The sequence below is a fragment of the Aliiroseovarius sp. B-4 genome (assembly GCF_056857795.1).
The window spans coordinates 84748-105640 of the sequence record NZ_JBSXNV010000031.1 but is presented as its reverse complement, the minus strand read 5'-3'; the positions used below and the strand labels follow the sequence as shown (position 1 = coordinate 105640).

Here is a 20893-nt window from a genome sequence, read left to right as displayed (position 1 = left end):
AACGTGACCCGGCGCGGCGGAAATTGCGGATAAGATCAGGGCAAAAGGACGCCCGATGACCTCATTTCTCCGCTATGTCTTTGGCGCAATTGCGCTGCTTGTTGCGTCACCTTCGCTTGCGGAAGGTTGGAAAACCAGACCCGGTGACACCAGAATGGAGCAGGCCGACCTGAGCAGCACTGTGTCGGGCCAAACGCTGACATTCTACGATGGCGCCACCGCCGTCTTCAATCGGGACGGGACATATTCCTATACCTATGGCGGCGGCGGAACATGGCTGGGCGAATACAAGATCGGCACTGACAGCACTGCCTGCGTGGTGTTCGTAACGGGGGTGTCGCGCTGCGACCTTTATGTCATGAACAAAGACCGGCTGGTTCTGATCACGAAAAACGATCTAAGATTTCCGATCCAGTCAATCACCGAACATTGACGCCAATGGCCAACCCAAACCGTCAACGAAGGGGCTTCGCCGCTCATGCCTTTGGTGCTCATCCAAGGATGTTTGGGGCCAGAGGAAGGACAGCAGATCCTACCTCGCAGCCCGAGCGCACACTGATCGGCATTAAGCACCGCGTGACTTATCAACGACCATGGAAATGCGAGGATTTGCGTTTCTTCTGGCCAAAAATATCCTGGGGGTGAGAGCCGTCGGCTCGAGGGGGCAACGCCCCCACATTACTCCGCCGCCTCTTCGGACTGCTTCTCGAGTTCCGCGGCGCGCTTCTCGACCAGTTCTACGATATGGTCGACCATTTTTTCGTTGTCGAGCTTGTGATCCTGCTTGCCCGCCACATACACCATGCCTGACCCGGCACCACCGCCAGTAAAGCCGACATCGGTCATCAGCGCCTCGCCCGGGCCGTTTACCACGCAGCCGATGATCGACAGGCTCATGGGGGTATGAATATGCGCAAGGCGTTCTTCCAACGTCGCGACGGTCTTGATCACATCAAACCCCTGCCGCGCACAGGAAGGGCAGGAGATGATGTTGACCCCCCGGTGCCGCAGCCCGAGGCTTTTCAGAATTTCAAAGCCCACCTTGACCTCTTCCACCGGGTCGGCAGACAGGCTGACACGGATCGTGTCCCCGATCCCGGCCCAAAGCAGATTGCCCAGTCCGACGGCGCTCTTGATGGTGCCGGACACAAACCCGCCCGCCTCGGTGATCCCAAGATGGATCGGCGCGTCCGTTGCCTCGGCGATGCCGTGATAGGCAGCCGCGGACAGGAACACATCGGAGGCTTTCACGCTGATCTTGTAGTCCCGGAAATCGTTGTCTTCGAGGATCCGAATGTGGTCCAGACCGCTTTCCACCATCGCTTCGGGGCAAGGTTCGCCATATTTTTCAAGCAGGTGGCGTTCAAGGGATCCAGCGTTCACTCCAATGCGGATCGAGCAGCCGTGATCTTTTGCGGCCTTGATCACTTCACGTACTCGGCTTTCATCACCGATATTGCCGGGGTTGATGCGCAGGCAGGCCGCGCCTGCCTCGGCAGCTTCGATGGCGCGTTTGTAGTGAAAATGGATATCCGCCACAATCGGCACCGGGCTTTCAGCGGTGATCTCTTTCAGCGCGGTTGTCGCTGCAACATCCGGGCAGGAGATGCGCACGATATCGGCTCCGGCCTCTGCGGCCGCCATAACCTGTGCCAATGTCGCCTTCACATCAGAGCTGTCGGTGTTCGTCATCGTTTGCACGGCAATCGGTGCCCCGCCGCCCACCGGTACGTTGCCGACCATAACCTGCCGCGACTGACGCCGTTCGATGTCACGCCATGGACGGATTGGATTGTGAGACATGGGGATCACTCTTTCGCCGATATGTTCGCGGCCAGGGATAGCGCGCGCGGGACGCGGCGACAAGCACGCACCGCCACTGCGCGATTGCAATGTATGATGTTACTGAGCCGGGTTCAGTTCAGCCACATAGGTCGCCAGATCGGCGTCATTCGCCAGATCAGCGATGGCGAAGACCTCGGTCAAGGCCTCTTGTGACAAGGCCACGTTTTTCACGACAGACGGACCATCACCCGATGGGCCATAGGCGGTGCCGTTCACGGCGAAGTAAACCGATCCCGCATTGCCGGTGCGCATCACAGGTGCCTGTTCGGTTTTGGGCAACACGTAATGCTCGCCCGCATCCAGTATCTTTTCGAAGATGACGGTTCCATCCGCAGATTGGATACGAACCCAAGACGGGCGTACGGCAAATATGGCGACTTCCGCTGCTTCAGCACCCAGAACTTGCACTGCACGGGTGGCAGATTCGGCATTTCCTTCAGCGGTCGGGGAAATTCCATCAGCGGTCGGGGAAATTGCATTTGCTGCAATCCGTTGCGTGTCACGCGAAGCAATCGCATCGCTGTTCGGGCTTGATCCAAACAACGCGGGTGCGGCCCCCAGATCAGGCGCAGTCACACCGGCCAGCACACCAACGCTGGCAGGATCGAGAGTCGAGATTGGTGCATCCCGATGGGTCAGAACCGGCACTTCCAGCGCCTGCGGACGATAAAGCCGATCCAGTGCTTCCGCCGACGGGGGCTGGGACAGTCCCGCACCGGCTTCGGCCATGATTTCAGTGTCGTCATCCGCGGCAAAGCTGGCAGGTCCACCGCCAACATCCGGCAACTCGGCCAGCACACCGGGCGTTTGTTCAATCGGCGCGAAATCGACACGTTGAATTTCCTGCAACACGGACCAACCGCCATAGCCAAGCAACCCGATCAGCGCCGCAAGCACGGCCACCGAGCCGACAGCGCCGGGCTCGATCCCTGCAAAAATGCTTTCGGTCTGGGGCACCCAGTTGGCATTGGGATTGGCCAGCGGATCGCCACTGTGATCAGCCCGTTTCGTAACTTTTTTGGTCTTGTCAGACTGGCTGGAGGCACTTGCGGAAAGTCCATGCGCGGTGGTGAACCCACTTTCCTTGCAGAAGGTCTTATAGGCCCATTCCGGGTCCATCCCCAAATACCGGGCATAGGACCGGACATAGCCTGCTATGAAGCCCTGTGTTTCAAATGCGGACACATCGGCGTTTTCAATGGCGGCAATATAGGTGGCTTTGATCTTGAGTTCGCGCTGGACATCCAACAGCGATTTACCAAGCGTCGCACGTTCGCCACGCATGACATCGCCAAGTCGCAGATCGAAAGAATCAAAGCCGGTTGGCTTCTCTTCTTCCTCGACCCGAGACGTGTTCCAACGCCCGATCATCCAGCTGCTCCTCGTGCCTCATGTGTCCCAAATGAAGCCAACGATTCGCGGTCGTTGCCTTCGCTAACGGAAAGGTAACACATTCTCACAAAATGTGCAGTCCGTGATTGGAGTTAAGCAGAAAGCTCGGCGCGATTTAGCTCACAATGCGACCAGAGCTGATCAAGGGCGTTGATCAGGGCATCCATTTCCTTGGGTCCATGCACCGGCGACGGGGTAAACCGCAGCCGTTCCGTACCGCGTGGGACCGTAGGAAAATTGATCGGCTGCACGTAAATACCGAAGTTTTCCAATAACATATCTGACAGTTGCTTGGTATGGACGGGGTCGCCGACAATCAGCGGAACGATGTGCGAATCATGGTCGATGATTGGAAGTCCAAGCGCTTTCAAGCGGGTTTTTAGAATCTTGGCCTGGGTCTGGTGCGCCTCGCGCAAAGCCTGATCTTCTTTCAGGTGTCTGACCGACGCCGCTGCCCCTGCCGCCACGGCCGGGGGGAGCGATGTGGTGAAGATAAAGCCCGGTGCATAAGAGCGCACGGCGTCACACATTTTCGCGGATGCGGCGATATAGCCGCCCATCACGCCATAGGCTTTTGCCAGGGTGCCGTTGATGATGTCGATCCGGTGCGCAAGGTTGTCACGCTCTGACACCCCTGCCCCGCGCGGGCCATACATGCCCACCGCATGCACTTCGTCGATATAGGTCAGGGCGCCGAACTCGTCCGCCAGATCACAAAGGGCTTCGATCGGGCCGAAATCGCCATCCATCGAATAGACGCTTTCAAACGCGATCAGCTTCGGGGCGGCCGGGTCGTCGGCTTCCAGAAGCTCGCGCAGATGGGCAACGTCATTATGGCGGAAGATTCGTTTCGCACCGCCATTGCGGCGCACGCCTTCGATCATCGAGGCATGGTTCAACGCATCGGAATAGATGATCAGGCCGGGGAACAGTTTCGGAAGAGTAGACAGGGTCGCATCATTCGCGATGTAGGCCGAGGTGAAGATCAGCGCGTCTTCCTTCCGGTGAAGGTCGGCAATCTCGGCTTCCAGCCGTTTGTGATAGATGGTCGTGCCCGAGATGTTGCGGGTTCCACCCGACCCTGCGCCGGTCGCCTCGATCGCTTCGTGCATGGCGTCACGCACTTTGGGGTGCTGCCCCATGCCCAGATAGTCGTTGCCGCACCAGACGGTCACCGGCATCTCGGAGCCATCGGGCTTTTTCCACGTGGCGTGGGGGAACTGGCCTTGATGACGCTCGATTTCGATGAACGTGCGATAGCGGCCTTCGTCATGCAGACGCTGCAGCGCCACATCAAGCTCGTGATTATAATCCAAGGTTCCCTCCTGGCCGGTCTGATCCTGTTCGTTCGTTCAACATACAGGGTATCACCTCACAAACATATTCGAAAACTCGATATGTTTTTCCCTGAACGTCGCTGCTTGCCGAGTTAACGGTTTGCAGGCGGGTTTTACATTGATCCATCTCAAACGGAACCCTTTTTGGGTTTTCCGCGACACTACGTCCCCCTTTTCTGCGCAGGGTGGACAGTGCCGGTCGGCCTGTTAGGGTCTGCGCCGACCATACTTGAAACTGGAGCTTTCCATGACGCTCGGCCCTGTTCTGGACCGCATTGATGCGGACCTTCCCGACGCAATCGACCGCCTGCTTGCGCTGCTGCGGATCCCGTCCATTTCGACCGATCCGGCTTATGCGGTGGAGTGTCAGAAGGCCGCAGATTGGCTGGTGGATGATCTGAAAACGGTTGGTTTTCAAGCCGATAAGAGACAAACGCCGGGTCATCCCATGGTCGTCGCACACGCCGATGGACCCGCGGATAAGCCGCATTTGATGTTCTATGGCCATTATGACGTGCAGCCGGTGGACCCCTTGGATTTGTGGGACACGCCGCCCTTTGAACCCGCCCTTGAGGACACGCCAGCGGGCAAGGTGATCCGGGGTCGCGGGTCGTCAGATGACAAGGGCCAGCTGATGACTTTTGTCGAGGCCTGTCGGGCGTGGACTGCGGTCCACGGCAGCCTGCCGGCCCGCATTTCACTGTTTTTTGAAGGCGAAGAAGAATCGGGGTCTCCGTCGCTGATCCCCTTCATGGAAGAAAACAAGGATGAGCTGACCACCGACATTGCGCTGATCTGCGACACCGGTTTGTTCGAATCAAAGTCCCCCGCGATCATCACCCAACTGCGCGGTATGACCTGCGAGGATTTCACCATCACCGGCCCCGACCGCGATCTGCATTCGGGCATGTATGGTGGTGTGGCGATGAATCCGATCCGCATCCTGACCCGTGCGCTGGCAGACCTGCATGACGACACGGGGCGCATCACCCTGCCCGGCTTTTATGACGGGGTCGAGGAGTTGTCAGACGAGATGCGCGCCCAATGGCAGGGGCTGGGCTTTGATCATGTAAAATTCCTTGCCGATGTCGGATTGAAACATCCGGCAGGCGAACAGGACCGCATGCCGATTGAAATGCTGTGGTCGCGGCCCACCTGTGATGTGAACGGCATCTGGGGTGGCTATACCGGCGACGGGTTCAAGACCGTGCTGCCCAGCAAGGCGTCCGCCAAGGTCAGTTTCAGACTGGTGGGCAAGCAAGACCCGGACGCGATCCGCAAGACCTTCCGCGCCTATTTGGAAGACCGTCTGCCCGACGGGTTCACCATCGAATACCGCACCGAAAAAGGCGCGCCTGCCGCGCAGGTCTCAACAGATAACCCGATGTTTGAACAAGCCCGAAAGGCGCTGACCGACGAGTGGGGCATCCCGGCGGCTTTTGCTGGCTGTGGCGGCTCGATTCCGATTGCGGGCTATTTCAAGGATATTCTGGGCGTCGATGCGATGCTGATCGGATTTGGCAAGGATGACGACAACATCCACAGCCCGAACGAGAAATACGATCTGGAGAGCTTCCATAAAGGCATCCGCAGCTGGGCACGTATTCTGGCAGAACTGTCCTGAACAATCTGGTCCGGTGCCCCGTGTGCCGGGCCAGTCTTTAACCTTCGCGAGATGTCGGCCCCGACCGATAATAACGCACGATCTTGATCAACAAGATCGCCCACGGCCCGCCATGCATCACCAGATCCAGCATATCGAGCGGACGCACCAAGCTGCCTGAAAACAACAGCCCCAGCTTTTCCCAGACATGCGGCGGCGTAAACGGGGCCAGGCCGATGGTTGCGCAGAAAATCACAACGGTGAAAAACGGAATGTCGTCAAAGATCGACATCTTGCGTACCTTCTTTGCAAGCCTTATTCCCGCGCGCTCGACACAGGCAGTTTACCGTTTGAACTTCTGGCTGAATATGTGGTGAAGTGGCGCGGTTGACGGGGCTCGAACCCGCGACCCCCGGCGTGACAGGCCGGTACTCTAACCAACTGAGCTACAACCGCGCGTGGCGGCGTGAATACAGCGGCGGTGATGGGCCGTCAATGGGGAAATGGCACGCTTTGGCGGGCTGGTTTGCGCGTAAGACAAGAGGCCCGAAAACGAAGAAACCCCGCCAATGGCGGGGTCGCTTTCGGGCAGTGGTGGCGCGGTTGACGGGGCTCGAACCCGCGACCCCCGGCGTGACAGGCCGGTACTCTAACCAACTGAGCTACAACCGCTCACTGCCAAGCCTTGCGGCTTGTTCGGGCGTTCTAGGCCGCAGGCCCAAGGGCGTCAAGCGGCCATTTCCCATTTTCCGGATTATTTTTCGATGGTCCGGTGCCCATGCCGGGGCGACAGGTGAAAGATGATCCCCTGACCGCCGGGAAGGTCCAGCATGTCATCCGCGGTCAGCCCCATCCAGCGTGTGCGCAGCACCCTTGACAGGATGCCATGGGTGAAGATGACTGCCGGGCCTGCCAAATCCCCAAGAAACGCATCCGCCCTCAGCTCGAGATCACGGTAGCGCTCGCCCCCCGGAGACCTGAAATGCCAGTTGATCGGATCCTCTTCAGACATCGCGGCAAGCGCGGGCCAACCGGCTTTGATCCGGGCTTGGGTCAGCCCTTCCCACGCACCGAACGCTACCTCACAAAGTCGCGCATCTTCGGTCACGGGCCAGCCGAGCGGTGCCAGCGACAGGGCCGCGGTCTGAAGCGCCCGCCCCTGCGGTGAACTGAAGGCTTTTATATCCTCGCGTTCGCCGACGACGCGTTGCAACATCTCGCCGATGTCACGGGCTTGCTGACACCCCAACTCGGTCAGGGGTGAATCCAGGCGCCCTTGTTGGCGCCGCGCCAGGTTCCATTCGGTCTGTCCGTGACGGATGACGAAGATTTCGGGATAGAGCTTGGTCATGCTGATCCACGGCTATGGCTTAACATGCACCAATATTACCGCAGCCAACATGAAATACCACTGAAGGGGAGTGGTGGGTCGTGAGAGGCTCGAACTCCCGACATCTTCGGTGTAAACGAAGCGCTCTACCAACTGAGCTAACGACCCGTTGCGCAGCTAATAGCCTTGGCAAACCGGGGATTGCAAGAGTGGTTTGCACCAAGGGGTGAAAAAATCTGCGACACTCCGCCGTCCAACCCTCACCCGGCCCGGCCACCTCAAATGGTTGCACTTTGCATTACGTGACGTATGGTGCCTGCATTCCACCAGTGAGGACCAAGAACATGTCGGCCCCTGTCGTTCCCAAAGGCGTTGCCCATGTCGCGATTGACGCACAAGACAGCCCCGAGCCGATTGTTTTTGTTCTGCTGCCCAACCTGTCGATGCTGGCCTTCACCTCTGCCATCGAACCGTTGCGCATAGCAAACCAACTGACGGGGCAGAGCCTCTACACCTGGACGACCATGTCCGAAGATGGCGCGAATGTGCGCTGTTCCAACGGGATCGAAATCGGCATTGACCGCGCGTTGGGGGACACGCCCAGCGACAGCCGGATCTTCATCTGTTCCGGTGTGCAGCCTGAGCTTTCGACAAGCAACAAGGTCGCGGATTGGACCCGCAAGCAATGGCGCATGGGGCGCACTGTCGGGGCGTTGTGCACAGGTACGTATACATTGGCCAAGGCGGGAATATTGGCCGGGCACAAGTTCACCCTGCATTGGGAAAACATCGCGCCGTTTCGCGAACATTTTCCGGATCTGGACCCGGTCGAGCAACTCTATACCATGGACAACCGCGTTCTGACCTGCGGCGGCGGATCGGCCGCCACGGACCTGTTCTTCAAGCTGATCTATGACACCCACGGACCGGTGCTGGCACAGGCCGTCCTGAACATGTGCCTGCACACCGTCCAGCGGTCCGAAACGGATCGCCAGCAAAGCTCGACCTCGGCGTCAATCGGTGTGCGCAACGAAAAATTGGTGCGCATCATCAACCATTTCGAAGAACATCTGGATGATCATATCAACCTGGACATCGTCACCGAAGAGCTTGGCATCTCGCGCCGCCAGATGGAGAGGCTTTTTCGGCATTATTTGGACATTACCCCCAAGAAATACCTGCAAAACCTGCGCCTTCAACGCGCCCGCATCCTGCTGGCGGAAACCAATCTGGCGGTGGTCGATGTGGCGGTGGCTTGCGGATTTGAATCTGCGGCTTATTTCTCGAAACGGTTTCGCGAAGCGTTCGGCATGTCGCCGCACAAGTTTTCCACCGGCCACGTCTAGTGGCGCTGCGATGCCGGGCGGCACAAAGGCTGCACCCAGTCCATGCCAAAGGGATAACTTGGTGGGTGATAAGAGATTTGAACTCCTGACATCTTCGATGTGAACGAAGCGCTCTACCACTGAGCTAATCACCCAACGGGGCAGGTTCTAGCGTCAGTCGTCAGTGGGCGCAAGAGGGTCTTTGACCTTGTCCGACGCCTTGTTGCGACGGATTTTGCAGATCAGGACATCCGCATCGGGCAAGGTTTTCTGCCGGTTGACTTTTATCATGCCAAGCGGTGGAAGGCGCAACTTTTCACCGCGCATCAAGGCGGTACCCAGCTCTTCCAAAACAGCCTCGTATACATCGCGGACCTGATTGGGACGAAGGTCTGTACGGGCAGCCACCCGCGCCAGCATGTCTTTCGTCTTCACCACCGGGTCTGACGGCGTGGTGGGTCTGCCCTCAATCGGCTTGGTGGCCTTCGCCTTTGGTGCGGCCGTTGTCGCCGCCGCTTTACTTGCCGCAGCCGGGCTGCGTGTGGCTTTGGACTTTGATTTCGAGCTTACGGCCATAGGATACCCCTTGGGTTGAGTGGTGGTGCCAGCTTGCGTCGCGTCAAGGAAGATACAGCACCATAAGCCACCTTCAATGTGCAACGTGCGGACACTTGGCCCGCACGTTCTTTGTTATCTGCCAATCAGTGCGCGACCGGGGGTGCGCTTGCGGGGTTCTTCGCCAGAGCGGCCGCTGCCGCCTCTTCTGCCGCTTCATCCCATTCGACCGCGACCGGCTTGCGCACCAAGGCGTGCTTCAAAACCTCTGACACGTGGCTCACAGGGATGATTTCCAACCCTTGCTTCACGTTGTCCGGTATTTCGCGCAGGTCTTTTTCATTCTCCTGCGGGATCAGCACGGTTTTGATGCCACCACGCAAGGCCGCCAGCAGCTTTTCCTTCAAACCGCCAATAGCCAGCGCGTTGCCGCGCAGCGTAACCTCGCCGGTCATGGCAAGGTCTTTCTTCACCGGAATACCCGTCAGCACCGACACGATGGACGTGACCATCGCCAGACCAGCAGAAGGTCCATCTTTCGGTGTCGCACCTTCCGGCACGTGGACGTGAATGTCCCACTTTTCAAATTGGGGCGGCTTCACACCGATTTCGGGCGCAATCGAGCGGACATACGAGCTGGCCGCATCAATCGATTCCTTCATGACATCGCCCAGTTTCCCGGTGGTCTTCATCCGGCCCTTACCCGGCAGGCGCAGTGCTTCGATGGACAGAAGATCGCCACCGACACTTGTCCAGGCCAGACCGGTGACAACACCAATCTGATCTTCTTGCTCCGCCAGACCAAAGCGATGTTTCCGCACCCCCAGATATTCGTCCAGAAGGTCGGGAGTCACCTCGATGGCTTCAACCTCTTTCTTGACCAGCTTGGTCACGGCCTTGCGCGCCAGCTTGGCCAGTTCGCGTTTCAGGTTCCGCACGCCGGCCTCGCGGGTATAATAGCGAATAATGTCGGTCAGCGTTTGCTCAGGCACCAAGAATTCACCCTTTTTCAACCCGTGATCCTTGATCACTTCCGGCAGAAGGTGACGCGTGGCAATCTCGCGCTTCTCGTCTTCGGTGTAACCGGCCAGCGGAATGATCTCCATCCGGTCCAGAAGCGGACCCGGCATGTTGTAGGAGTTCGCGGTGGTCAGAAACATCACGTTCGACAGGTCGTATTCGACCTCAAGATAGTGATCCACGAAGGTCGAGTTCTGCTCCGGGTCAAGCACTTCCAGCATCGCCGATGCAGGGTCGCCACGGAAATCCTGCCCCATTTTGTCGATTTCATCGAGCAATATGAGCGGGTTCGTGGTTTTCGCCTTTTTCAGCGCCTGAATGATCTTACCGGGCATCGAGCCGATATAGGTCCGGCGGTGGCCGCGAATCTCGCTTTCGTCACGCACGCCACCCAGCGAGATGCGGATGAACTCGCGTCCCGTGGCCTTGGCAACCGACTTCCCAAGCGAGGTTTTACCCACACCCGGGGGGCCAACCAAGCACATGATCGGGCCTTTCAGCTTTTTCGAGCGTTGCTGAACGGCCAGATATTCCACGATGCGTTCCTTGACCTTCTCAAGTCCATAGTGATCGGCGTCGAGCACTTTCTGAGCGTTGTTCAGGTCTTTTTTCACGCGGCTCTTGGTGCCCCACGGCAGGCCCAGCATCCAATCCAGATAGTTGCGCACAACAGTGGCTTCCGCCGACATGGGCGACATGCTCTTGAGCTTTTTCAGCTCGGCATCCGCCTTTTCGCGTGCCTCTTTCGACAGCTTGGTGGCTTCGATCTTCTCTTCCAGCTCGGTCAGCTCGTTCTGGCCTTCTTCGCCGTCGCCAAGTTCCTTCTGAATGGCCTTCATTTGCTCATTCAGGTAATACTCGCGCTGGGTGCGCTCCATCTGGCTTTTGACGCGGGTCTTGATCTTCTTCTCGACCCGCAGAACGGACATTTCGCCCTGCATCAGGCCATAGACCTTCTCAAGCCGTTCGCTGACGGTGAAGGTTTCAAGAAGCTCTTGCTTCTGATCGACCTCGACACCCAGATGACCGGCCACAAGGTCGGCCAGCTTGTCCGGCGCGCGGGTTTCCGACACGGCGGCAAGGGCTTCCTCGGGAATGTTTTTCTTGATCTTGGCGTAGCGTTCGAACTCTTCACCGACTGAGCGCAACAGCGCCTCAATCTCGTTCGGGTCGCCGGGGCGTTCTTCGATCACTTCGGCAAAGGCTTCGAAATACTCGGCATTGTCCACATAGTCGGTGATCCGAACACGCGACTGTCCTTCGACCAGCACCTTCACGGTGCCGTCGGGCAGCTTCAAGAGTTGCAGCACATTGGCCAGAACACCGACGTCATAGATGCCTTCCACGTCCGGCTCATCGATCGAGGGGTCGATCTGACTGGACAGAAGGATTTGTTTGTCATCTGCCATCACTTCTTCCAGAGCGCGGACGGATTTTTCGCGTCCGACAAACAGCGGCACGATCATGTGGGGGAAGACCACGATGTCGCGCAGCGGCAGGACCGGGAAGGATTGGCTCAGTTGCTCACTCATAATATTTCCTTGTTTTTGGCAAAGCGCCCTACCCCTGTGTTTCGGCAGTTCGGGCGCCTCCTGTTCGGATATTCAGATGGGGGTCGCACCGCCCAACGTCAACCCGCTTTGCCCCTACACTCTGCCCCTGCCGCGTGCCGACAACAAGGGCAAACCAGGGCATATTTTGCATCAACAGGTTTCCGTTCCCTTAAAGCGGGTCGATATCGCCCTGTGCGCGGCCTGCATGGAACGCGGTCTCCCATTCGGCAAAGGCCTGCTTGGCAATCGCATCGCGCATTCCCTGCATGATGTCCTGAAAATAATGCAGATTGTGCCATGTCAACAGCATCCCCGAAATCATCTCCTGCGCGCGGAAAACATGGTGCAGATAGGCGCGGGAATAATTGCGGCAAGCGGGACAGCCACAGCTTTCATCCAAGGGACGCGGGTCATCCTGATGACGGGCGTTCTTGATATTCAAAACTCCGTGACGGGTGAACACCTGCCCGGTGCGTCCCGATCGCGACGGCAAAACACAGTCCATCATGTCGATACCGCGTTTGACCGCGCCCACGATGTCATCGGGCTTGCCGACACCCATCAGATAGCGCGGCTTGTCGTCGGGCAGAAAACCGGGCGCGAAGTCGAGGCAATCGAACATGGACGCCTGCCCTTCACCAACGGCCAGACCGCCGACCGCATAACCGTCAAAGCCGATCTTCTTCAATGCCTCGGCGCTTTCTTCGCGGAAGTCCCGCTCCAACCCACCCTGCATGATGCCGAACAGGGCATGGCCGGGACGATCGCCGAACGCCTCTTTCGACCGGGCCGCCCAGCGCATCGACAGGCGCATGCTTTCGGCAATCCGGCCGCGGTCAGCAGGAAGCGCGGGACATTCATCGAAACACATGACAATGTCCGATCCCAGAAGCCGCTGGATGTCCATCGAGCGTTCTGGCGTCAGCTCGTGTTTCGAGCCATCAATATGGGATTTGAACGTCACGCCCTTTTCAGTCAGCTTGCGCAATCCGGCAAGGCTCATCACCTGAAACCCACCGCTGTCGGTCAGGATTGGCTTATCCCAGTTCATGAACTTGTGCAGCCCGCCCAACCGATCAATTCTTTCGGCGGTCGGGCGCAGCATCAGGTGATAGGTGTTGCCAAGCAGAATGTCGGCGCCTGTCGCCGCCACGCTTTCGGGCATCATGGCCTTGACGGTGGCGGCGGTGCCAACGGGCATGAAGGCTGGGGTGCGAATATCGCCACGCGGGCTGGAAATCACGCCCGTGCGGGCCTTGCCGTCCGTGGCATTCAGGGAAAACGTGATGCGGTTCTGGCTCTGATCTTGCATGCGGCTCATGTGGCGCAAGACGTCCTCAATGCCAAGGGTTTTCTGTCACCCAGACCGTGTTTTGGCGCGCCTGCCGATCAGCTGTCGTCGTCGTGGCTGATCTTGACGGCCCCAAGATTGGCGGCGTTCACCCGCTCAGACAGTCGTTCCAGCTTGCGACTGGTCAGCATCAGCTCTGTCAGCGTCGTGTTATCCACACGGTTTGCCAGCGCATAAGCAATGTCCTGCACCATCCGTGCCGCCTGATCCAGCTGCTCGGTACATGTCACCGTTTTCGTCTCACCGTTTTTCGTCGAAATCACCGCCTAGGCTCCTCGTGTCGCACCTGTTTACGCAAAAGAGCGCTTTCCGTCATAGATTCAAGTCGAACACGTCCATTTTATGGCGAATTATAGGCGTTTGCGCATCATGCGGTTGTGATTTTCGACACAATGCAGAGAATTTCCAGGGTTTTGGCTCAAATCTCGAAACATGCAACATATTCAACACTCTAAATGCACCCTCTCCAGCATCAATGGACAGTTCACCAACCCACAATCCCTGCACCATACCACAGTCTCCGTCTTGTTCCGACCTGGCTCTGGACCTTGCCGGCATCAATCCTTATATGATCAGTCAGGATTAGAATGATGGCGCAATTACTATGAACACAACCGACAAGATAGAAGGCGAGCCGCTGATCAAGCCATCAACGGTCGATCATCCGCTGTATGACAGCGTGGTCGAAGCCTGCCGTACGGTCTATGACCCTGAAATTCCAGTCAATATATTTGACCTTGGTCTGGTGTATACAATCGAGATCAACGACCGGAACGAGGTTGATCTGATCATGACCCTGACGGCTCCGGGTTGCCCGGTGGCGGGCGAAATGCCCGGCTGGCTGGTCGAAGCGATCGAGCCGGTCGCGGGCGTGAAACAGGTGAATGTCGACATGACATGGGATCCGCCCTGGGGGATGGAGATGATGTCGGATGAAGCGCGTCTTGAACTGGGTTTCATGTAACCCCAGAGGCACCCTGCTCTTGAGCGACGCTACGTGAGCGCCTAGCTTAAGGCTGAAGGAGAAGCAGATGTTTGGTATTCCCGGCAAATCGCCGATCACCATGACACAGGCCGCAGAAGCCCAGATCGCCAAGCTGATGGCGTCTGGCGGGCATAAGGGTTTGCGCATCGGGGTCAAGAAAGGCGGCTGTGCGGGCATGGAATACACCATGGATTACGTTGATGAAGTTGACCCCCATGAAGAAGTGGTCGAACAGGGCGATGCCCGCGTGATCATCGCCCCCATGGCGCAGATGTTCCTGTTCGGGACCGAGATCGACTATGAAATCTCGCTGCTGGAGTCCGGTTTCAAATTCCGCAATCCCAATGTCAGCGAGGCCTGCGGTTGCGGAGAATCGATCAAGTTCGATGAGGCTCTGACCGAGGGGTCGTCGCAAAGCTGATGGCCGTCACCGACGCCGATATCGCCTTTGTGAAAGAACTGTTCGACGGGCTTGGCCCCGTAACCCATCGCAAGATGATGGGCGGGGCCACTTTCTATTCCGACGGGCAGGTCTTCGCGATCCTCTCCAGCAGCGGCGAAGTCTATCTGAAAGCCAAAGGCCCGTTTGCCGAAGCATTGGAGGCAGAAGGCAGCCATATCTTTGGCATGGACGGCAAAACGATGGGCTACTGGACCCTGCCCGACGCCGCGCTGGACGACCCCGATCGTGCCTGCGACTGGGCGCGGCGGGCGCTGTCGGCCCTGTCCTGATCTATCCTCAAGCCGGTCGCACGAGCTTCAACCTGGCGGCGCTTCTTTCAGGTGCAGATAGGTTTCATCGAACCGTTTCTTAAGGTGATCGCCGGCTAGGATCGGCTTGTCCGCCCCCACCGGCGCGACATTCGTGTCATGGTTGGGGTTGAAAAACATCGGGACCGAGATCCGCTCTTCTTTTGACCCGATCACCCGATGCATCGTCGCCTTGACCCAACCGCCGGTCCACATTTCCAGCATCTCGCCGAAATTGATCACGAACTCGCCGACCGGTGCATCGACAGGCAGCCACTGCCCGTCCGCCCCCAGAACTTCAAGCCCGGCCACGCCATCGGATGCCAGAAGCGTCAGGCAGCCGTAATCGGTGTGCGGGGCAATGCCGAAATCCCTGTCGCTTGCCCAATCCGGACGCGGCGGATAGTAATTGCCCCGCAACAGCGCCATTGGGCGGGAAAAGGCATTGTCAAAGAAGTGCTCGTCTTCACCAATCGCCACCGAAATCGCTCGCAACAGGTCCAGAGAAATGGTCAAGGCCTGCGCATAATAGCTTTGGATGGTTTCGCGAAATCCAGGCAGGTCGGGCCATTGGTTATCACCATAGACCAACAGGCCCTGAGCCCGCAGTGGATCGCCCTTGTCGAGTTCAAATCCGCAATCAAAGACCTGTTTGAAATCGGGATTGGCTGCCGGATCGACCTGTTCAGACCCCGCCGCACCCCATCCGCGATTCGAACCGGTCCGCGCCATATCAACCACCCGTTTCCGAGCGTCCGGTAGCCGGAAAAATTCCCGGTAACTTTCCAGCACGCCGTTCATCTGGGGACGTGAAATCGGTGTATTGTGAATGATCAGAACGCCGACGTCCTCCACACCAAGTTTCAGCGCAGCCATCGTTTCGGGATCACGGGCCGCAATCTTTGCGGCGTCCAGTCTTGGGATCATCGCGCCTGTCCTTCTGCAAGAGCCGCTTTGACGGATTTGTAGCAAGCCATGTTTTCGGTGCAAGCCCCCGGCAGGGCTTGACGCCTTGGGTTTTGCGTCGGACAACACATCAACCAACGAGGAGATAAGCGATGACCCGGCGCAGATTGGCAGCAGGCAATTGGAAGATGAACGGAACCGGTGCGAATATTTCCGAGCTGGATGCGCTGGCCAAGGCGCACCCGACGCCGGGTTGCGACATCCTGATCTGCCCGCCTGCAACATTGATTTCGCGAGCTTCTGCCGCAACTCCCGCCCAAATCTCAATCGGCGGTCAGGATTGCCATCAAAACGAAACCGGTGCTCATACCGGCGACATCTCGGCACAGATGCTGGTCGATGCCGGGGCCAGCTATGTCATTCTGGGCCATTCCGAACGGCGCGAAGATTACGAGGAAAGTGACACAGATGTCCGCAACAAGGTCATGGCCGCCCTGTCAGCTGGATTGAAAACCATTGTCTGCGTGGGTGAAAGCCTGTCCGAGCGCGAGGCCAACAATACGCTCGACATTATCGGCGGTCAGATGGCCGGGTCGATCCCGGATGTGGTGACAGGCGACAGCCTTGTCGTCGCTTATGAACCGATCTGGGCCATCGGCACCGGTAAAGTGCCGACGCTGGATCAAATCGGTGAAGTGCATGATTTCATCCGGTCACGTCTGGAACGCCGGTTTGGGGCGGGTGTCGGACGCTCGACCCGCATTCTCTATGGTGGTTCGGTCAAACCCACGAATGCCGCCGACATCTTTGCCGTCTCGAATGTGGATGGAGCCTTGGTGGGCGGGGCCAGCCTGTCGGTCGCCGATTTCTCGCCGATCATCGCGGCACTGGAAAACGCCTGATCCCCGTTGGGCCACCGATGACTTGACGCCGCTCCACGGTTCGTTAACAGGTTAACAAAATATTGCGGAGCAGATGATGGATTATTCAGACCTCGCTGATTGGCAGAAACGTGCGGCGGACTGGGCGAGCGGTTATCATGCCGGACTGCGTGACCGCCCGGTGCGCCCCGACCTCGCACCTGGCGAGTTTCTGGACAAGATCGAAGCTCCTGTCCCTGAAACGCCAGAACCGATTGAAACGATTTTCGACGATTTCACTCGGCTCGTGCCTGACGCGATGACACACTGGCAGCACCCGCGTTTCTTTGCCTATTTTCCGGCCAATGCCGCCCCGGCCTCGATGCTGGCCGAGCAATTGGCCAACGCCATGTCCGCACAAGCCATGCTATGGCAGACCGCCCCCGCCGCCAACGAGATGGAAGAACTGGTGATCCGCTGGCTGCGCGACGCGTTGGGCCTGCCGACTGCGTTCACCGGCACGATCCATGACAGCGCGACCACCGCAACTTTCGCGGCCGTGACCACGATGCGCGAGCTAGCCTTGGGACACGAAGGCATCACCAGAGGGCTGTCCGGCGCACCCACCCTGCGCATCTATGCCAGCGCCCAAACTCATTCCAGCGTGGACAAGGCGGTGCGCCTGTCCGGCATCGGGCAGGACAACCTTGTGAAAGTGCGCACCATCCCCAACCATCCAACGTGGTCGATGGATCCGGAAGCGCTGGACCAGTTGATCCGCGACGACATTGCGGCAGGGTTGAAACCGGCAGGCGTCGTGCTGTGCGTTGGGGGCACCTCCATCGGGGCTTGTGACGACATCGCAGCCTGTATCGAAGTTGCGCACGCCCATGGTTTGACTGTCCATGTGGATGCCGCATGGGCAGGTTCTGCCATGATTTGCGAAGAATTCCGCACCCTTTGGGCCGGGATCGAGGCCGCCGACAGCATTATCTTCAACCCGCACAAATGGCTGGGTGCACAGTTCGACTGTGCCGTCCAGTTCCTGCGCGACCCTGCCCCGCAGATCGGAGCGATGGGCTTGCGCCCCGAATACCTCAAGACCCAGGGCGCAGATGAGGTCGTCAATTACAACGAATGGACCCTGCCCCTTGGCCGACGTTTTCGGGCGCTGAAGCTGTGGTTCCTGCTGCGCTCGGAAGGCCTGACCGGATTGCGCGCGCGCATCCGCAATCATGTCGCCTGGGCGGCAGAGGCCGCCGAGGTGATCGCCGCCCTGCCCGGCTTTGAGATCACCACACCCCCGATTCTGTCTTTGTTTTCATTCCGCTTCAAAGGTGATGCGAAGACCGCAGAGCTGCTGGAACGGGTAAACCGCGACGGGCGCCTCTATCTGACCCAGACCAACCATGCGGGGCAATTCGTGATCCGTGTGGCTGTCGGGCAGTTCGCGTGCACGCGCGAAGATGTGATGATGATCCCCCAAGTGCTGGGCGATCTGGCGCAAGACCTGTAAGAGCAAGAAATCTTTACATTTCCGTGTCAACGTATACACTGGATGCGGGTCGTGCCCTATGCGGCGGACATTAAACTTACCGCATAACGGCATGCCGGCACCCGCTTTGGTTCTTATCTATTTGATAGGCGAAAGGGGAATCCAATGGAGTTCGGGAAGGACTTTACATATCACGAGTACGTCGCCGATGGCGTCGTACACGGTTTGGGGGTGATCGCCGCTATTATCGGTTCTGTCGCCCTGATCTACTGGGCAATGGGTGACGCACCGTTGGGCCGATTGCCGCCGATGTTGGTCTATGGGGCCGGATTGATCGCAAGTTTCACATTGTCTGCGGCGTATAACATGACGCTGCACCGGTCCGCACGCCAAGTATTGCGCAAGTTCGATCACGCCGCGATCTATCTGATGATTGCGGGCACCTATACACCGATTGCGCTGATCGGAGTTGGTGGCACCAATGGGTATGCTCTGGTTGCGGCAGCATGGACATTGGCCATCGTCGGTATTGCCATAAAGCTGTTTTTCTTTGGTCGGTTTGAACGGTTTGGCTTGATGTTGACCTTGATGCAGGGATGGATGGCGGTATTGATGATCGGGCCGCTGATCGCCTCGTTCAGCCCTGTTGTTCTGGTGCTGCTGGTCGGAGGTGGATTGCTGTTCACGTTGGGGATTTTCTTCCATCTGGGTGAACACCTGCCCTTCAATCGCGCGATCTGGCATGTCCATGTGCTGTTGGGCGCTGCGGCTCACTATGCCGCCGTTGTGATGGTTGTGGGCACATAAGGCTGAATTTAACCGCCCGGCATGACGCGAACAGAACAGACCTGTCGTTTCCTGACCCGCTACGCTTGGGGTAAGGAGGACGGAAATGGATCGGCTGGACTGGCTCATTTCAATTGTTGTGCGGACCATTGGGGCCGAACGCGGACGTGCGGCGCGCGGGCGGCCTTGACGGCCCTTTACCGTCACCCAAACGCCACAACAACTCAGGTTTATGCAATGACAAAGACTTTTGCCCGCCGCTCCGGTGGACGCGCTGCCCGCCAAGCCCTGCGTGCAGCCCCCCTTGCCCAAGATGTTCGCCCCGTCCGCCCGGGAATGGAGGGCGGCACCTTCAAGCCCCTCACCCCGGACGGCATCAATCGCATTCACCTTGCGGCGCTGGACGCTTTGGAACAGATCGGTCTGGCAGACGCGCCGCCATCCGGTATCGACATCATGACACGGGCGGGCGCGATCCTTGGCGACGATCGGCGCCTGCGTTTTCCGCGCGCATTGGTCGAAGATATGCTGGACAAGGCAGCCAAGGGCATCACCCTGTGCGGGCGTGACCCAAAGCATGACCTGACCCTCAGCGGCAAGCGTGTGCATTACGGCACCGCAGGCGCGGCGGTGCACATGGTCGACCCGCATGGGCGGGAATACCGCGAAAGCACGGTTCAGGACCTGCATGATGCCGCGCGCATCGTCGATCAACTGGACAACATCCATTTCCTTCAACGCCCGATGGTCTGTCGTGATATTCCCGACAACCGGGAGATGGACCTGAACTCGATCTACGCCTGCACATCAGGAACAAAAAAGCATGTCGGCGTCTCGTTTTCAGAGCCTGACTTCGTCGAAGACGGTATCGAGCTGTTGCACTTGATCGCGGGCGGCGAAGACGCATGGCGTGCGCGCCCCTTCGTGTCAAACTCCAACTGTTTTGTCGTGCCGCCGATGAAATTCGCCACAGAAAGCTGTCAGGTGATGGAGAAGGCGATCGCGGCAGGCATGCCCGTATTGCTTCTGTCGGCTGGCATGGCCACAGCCACAGCGCCCCCAACGCTGGCAGGTGCCATCGTTCAGGCGGTAGCGGAATGTCTGGCAGGCGTCGTCTATGTCAATGCAATCGCACCGGGGCACCCGGCGATCTTCGGCACATGGCCCTTCCTTGTTGATCTGCGGTCAGGTGCCATGTCGGGCGGATCGGGTGAACAGGCGTTGATGACAGCGGGCTGTGCCCAGATGCACCAGTTTTATGGCCTGCCCGGTGGGGCGGCGGCCGGGTTCTCGGATTCGAAACTGCCGGATATGCAGGCGGGGTGGGAACAGATGTGTTCCAATGTGCTGGCCGGTCTGTCGGGTCTGAACATGGTCTACGAGGCCGCAGGCATGCACGCATCGCTTCTGGGCTTCTGCCATGAAAGCCTGATCTTGGGCGACGACATCATCGGGCAAGCCCTGCGCTGCGTGCGCGGGATCGAGATCACTGAGGATTCGGTCAGCATCGAGATGATGAAGTCAGTCTGTCTTGAGGGGCCGGGTCACTACCTTGGGGAAGATCAGACGCTCAGCCGGATGCAGACCGATTTCGTCTATCCGACCCTTGGTGATCGGACGTCCCCGAAAGAATGGGCCGAGGTTGGCAAACCCGATCTGATCGCCGCGGCCACTGCGCGGAAAGAGGATATTCTGGCGCAGCGGGGCAGTGCGCGCTTTGACCCGCAAGTTGACGCGGCGATCCGGGCGCGGTTCAACATTCACCTTCCCGTGTAAAAGATAAGATGCGGGGCCTGCGGC

General features: G+C 58.5%; 20 protein-coding genes, 4 tRNA genes and 1 pseudogene. 10 read left to right on the top strand and 15 right to left on the bottom strand.

Going from position 1 to position 20893, the window contains the following annotated elements; genetic code table 11:
• Positions 1 to 55 precede the first annotated feature (55 nt).
• On the top strand, positions 56 to 433 hold the full coding sequence (locus tag AC13C8_RS05515) for a hypothetical protein (RefSeq protein ID WP_482846628.1): 378 nt from the start codon (positions 56 to 58) through the stop codon (positions 431 to 433).
• 245 nt (positions 434 to 678) lie between these two features.
• On the opposite strand, the gene ispG is transcribed toward AC13C8_RS05515, so the two are convergent.
• From ispG to hemA, 4 genes and pseudogenes are all read right to left on the bottom strand, one after another.
• Positions 679 to 1803: a flavodoxin-dependent (E)-4-hydroxy-3-methylbut-2-enyl-diphosphate synthase gene (ispG, locus tag AC13C8_RS05510; RefSeq protein ID WP_091432389.1), complete on the bottom strand. Its 1125-nt coding sequence runs from the start codon at positions 1801 to 1803 to the stop codon at positions 679 to 681.
• 99 nt (positions 1804 to 1902) lie between these two features.
• On the bottom strand, positions 1903 to 2964 hold the full coding sequence (locus tag AC13C8_RS05505) for a DUF4115 domain-containing protein (RefSeq protein WP_482846757.1): 1062 nt from the start codon (positions 2962 to 2964) through the stop codon (positions 1903 to 1905).
• Positions 2965 to 3129, bottom strand: a pseudogene (locus AC13C8_RS05500) (helix-turn-helix domain-containing protein); the annotation flags it as partial.
• Positions 3130 to 3329: 200 nt separating this feature from the next.
• Positions 3330 to 4553 carry a 5-aminolevulinate synthase gene (hemA, locus tag AC13C8_RS05495; RefSeq protein ID WP_091430579.1) on the bottom strand — a complete coding sequence of 408 codons (1224 nt, stop codon included), beginning with the start codon at positions 4551 to 4553 and terminating at the stop codon, positions 3330 to 3332.
• Positions 4554 to 4821: 268 nt separating this feature from the next.
• Here hemA and AC13C8_RS05490 point away from each other — a divergent pair, with 268 nt between their 5' ends.
• On the top strand, positions 4822 to 6198 hold the full coding sequence (locus AC13C8_RS05490; RefSeq protein WP_482846626.1) for a M20/M25/M40 family metallo-hydrolase: 1377 nt from the start codon (positions 4822 to 4824) through the stop codon (positions 6196 to 6198).
• A gap of 37 nt (positions 6199 to 6235) precedes the next feature.
• Here AC13C8_RS05490 and AC13C8_RS05485 read toward each other — a convergent pair whose 3' ends face one another.
• The 5 genes from AC13C8_RS05485 to AC13C8_RS05465 form a co-directional block, all read right to left on the bottom strand.
• Entirely contained in the window at positions 6236 to 6469 is a 234-nt protein-coding gene (locus AC13C8_RS05485) for an RND transporter (RefSeq protein ID WP_482846625.1), read from the bottom strand.
• A gap of 87 nt (positions 6470 to 6556) precedes the next feature.
• Positions 6557 to 6633 (bottom strand) — tRNA-Asp (locus AC13C8_RS05480).
• A gap of 139 nt (positions 6634 to 6772) precedes the next feature.
• Positions 6773 to 6849 (bottom strand) — tRNA-Asp (locus AC13C8_RS05475).
• Between the two features lie 82 nt (positions 6850 to 6931).
• Entirely contained in the window at positions 6932 to 7528 is a 597-nt protein-coding gene (locus tag AC13C8_RS05470) for a histidine phosphatase family protein (protein WP_482846623.1), read from the bottom strand.
• 71 nt (positions 7529 to 7599) lie between these two features.
• Positions 7600 to 7675, bottom strand: a tRNA-Val gene (locus AC13C8_RS05465).
• Between the two features lie 176 nt (positions 7676 to 7851).
• On the opposite strand from AC13C8_RS05465, the gene AC13C8_RS05460 reads away from it, so the two are divergent.
• Complete coding sequence (locus AC13C8_RS05460; RefSeq protein ID WP_091430583.1) at positions 7852 to 8853, top strand: GlxA family transcriptional regulator; 1002 nt, start codon at positions 7852 to 7854, stop codon at positions 8851 to 8853.
• Between the two features lie 59 nt (positions 8854 to 8912).
• Here the strand turns inward: AC13C8_RS05460 and AC13C8_RS05455 are convergent.
• From AC13C8_RS05455 to AC13C8_RS05435, 5 genes are all read right to left on the bottom strand, one after another.
• Positions 8913 to 8987 (bottom strand) — tRNA-Val (locus tag AC13C8_RS05455).
• A gap of 19 nt (positions 8988 to 9006) precedes the next feature.
• Positions 9007 to 9408, bottom strand: a complete 402-nt coding sequence (locus AC13C8_RS05450) for an HU family DNA-binding protein (RefSeq protein WP_091430584.1) — start codon at positions 9406 to 9408, stop codon at positions 9007 to 9009.
• A 125-nt stretch (positions 9409 to 9533) separates the two neighbouring features.
• Positions 9534 to 11939: an endopeptidase La gene (lon, locus tag AC13C8_RS05445; protein ID WP_091430585.1), complete on the bottom strand. Its 2406-nt coding sequence runs from the start codon at positions 11937 to 11939 to the stop codon at positions 9534 to 9536.
• A gap of 190 nt (positions 11940 to 12129) precedes the next feature.
• Positions 12130 to 13272, bottom strand: a complete 1143-nt coding sequence (gene tgt / locus AC13C8_RS05440; protein ID WP_482846756.1) for a tRNA guanosine(34) transglycosylase Tgt — start codon at positions 13270 to 13272, stop codon at positions 12130 to 12132.
• Between the two features lie 77 nt (positions 13273 to 13349).
• Positions 13350 to 13574, bottom strand: a complete 225-nt coding sequence (locus tag AC13C8_RS05435) for a hypothetical protein (protein WP_091430587.1) — start codon at positions 13572 to 13574, stop codon at positions 13350 to 13352.
• A 341-nt stretch (positions 13575 to 13915) separates the two neighbouring features.
• On the opposite strand from AC13C8_RS05435, the gene AC13C8_RS05430 reads away from it, so the two are divergent.
• The 3 genes from AC13C8_RS05430 (at position 13916) to AC13C8_RS05420 (ending at position 15028) form a co-directional block, all read left to right on the top strand.
• Positions 13916 to 14275, top strand: a complete 360-nt coding sequence (locus AC13C8_RS05430) for an SUF system Fe-S cluster assembly protein (protein WP_091430588.1) — start codon at positions 13916 to 13918, stop codon at positions 14273 to 14275.
• A 67-nt stretch (positions 14276 to 14342) separates the two neighbouring features.
• The gene (locus AC13C8_RS05425) at positions 14343 to 14717 is read left to right on the top strand and encodes a HesB/IscA family protein (RefSeq protein ID WP_091430589.1); all 375 of its coding nucleotides are present in this window, start codon (positions 14343 to 14345) and stop codon (positions 14715 to 14717) included.
• The gene (locus AC13C8_RS05420) at positions 14717 to 15028 is read left to right on the top strand and encodes a TfoX/Sxy family protein (RefSeq protein ID WP_091430590.1); all 312 of its coding nucleotides are present in this window, start codon (positions 14717 to 14719) and stop codon (positions 15026 to 15028) included. The genes AC13C8_RS05425 and AC13C8_RS05420 overlap by 1 nt, the downstream gene beginning before the upstream one ends.
• Positions 15029 to 15055: 27 nt before the next feature.
• On the opposite strand, the gene AC13C8_RS05415 is transcribed toward AC13C8_RS05420, so the two are convergent.
• Positions 15056 to 15973 carry an isopenicillin N synthase family dioxygenase gene (locus AC13C8_RS05415; protein WP_091430591.1) on the bottom strand — a complete coding sequence of 306 codons (918 nt, stop codon included), beginning with the start codon at positions 15971 to 15973 and terminating at the stop codon, positions 15056 to 15058.
• Between the two features lie 131 nt (positions 15974 to 16104).
• On the opposite strand from AC13C8_RS05415, the gene tpiA reads away from it, so the two are divergent.
• The 4 genes from tpiA to AC13C8_RS05395 all read left to right on the top strand — a co-directional run bounded on the left by tpiA (position 16105) and on the right by AC13C8_RS05395 (position 20869).
• Positions 16105 to 16854: a triose-phosphate isomerase gene (gene tpiA, locus AC13C8_RS05410; protein ID WP_482846621.1), complete on the top strand. Its 750-nt coding sequence runs from the start codon at positions 16105 to 16107 to the stop codon at positions 16852 to 16854.
• A 76-nt stretch (positions 16855 to 16930) separates the two neighbouring features.
• Positions 16931 to 18328, top strand: a complete 1398-nt coding sequence (locus AC13C8_RS05405; RefSeq protein ID WP_482846620.1) for a pyridoxal phosphate-dependent decarboxylase family protein — start codon at positions 16931 to 16933, stop codon at positions 18326 to 18328.
• A 144-nt stretch (positions 18329 to 18472) separates the two neighbouring features.
• Positions 18473 to 19114 (top strand): PAQR family membrane homeostasis protein TrhA, encoded by a 642-nt coding sequence (gene trhA, locus AC13C8_RS05400; RefSeq protein ID WP_091430593.1) that lies wholly within the window; start codon positions 18473 to 18475, stop codon positions 19112 to 19114.
• Positions 19115 to 19330: 216 nt separating this feature from the next.
• Positions 19331 to 20869: a trimethylamine methyltransferase family protein gene (locus AC13C8_RS05395; protein ID WP_482846619.1), complete on the top strand. Its 1539-nt coding sequence runs from the start codon at positions 19331 to 19333 to the stop codon at positions 20867 to 20869.
• Positions 20870 to 20893 lie beyond the last annotated feature (24 nt).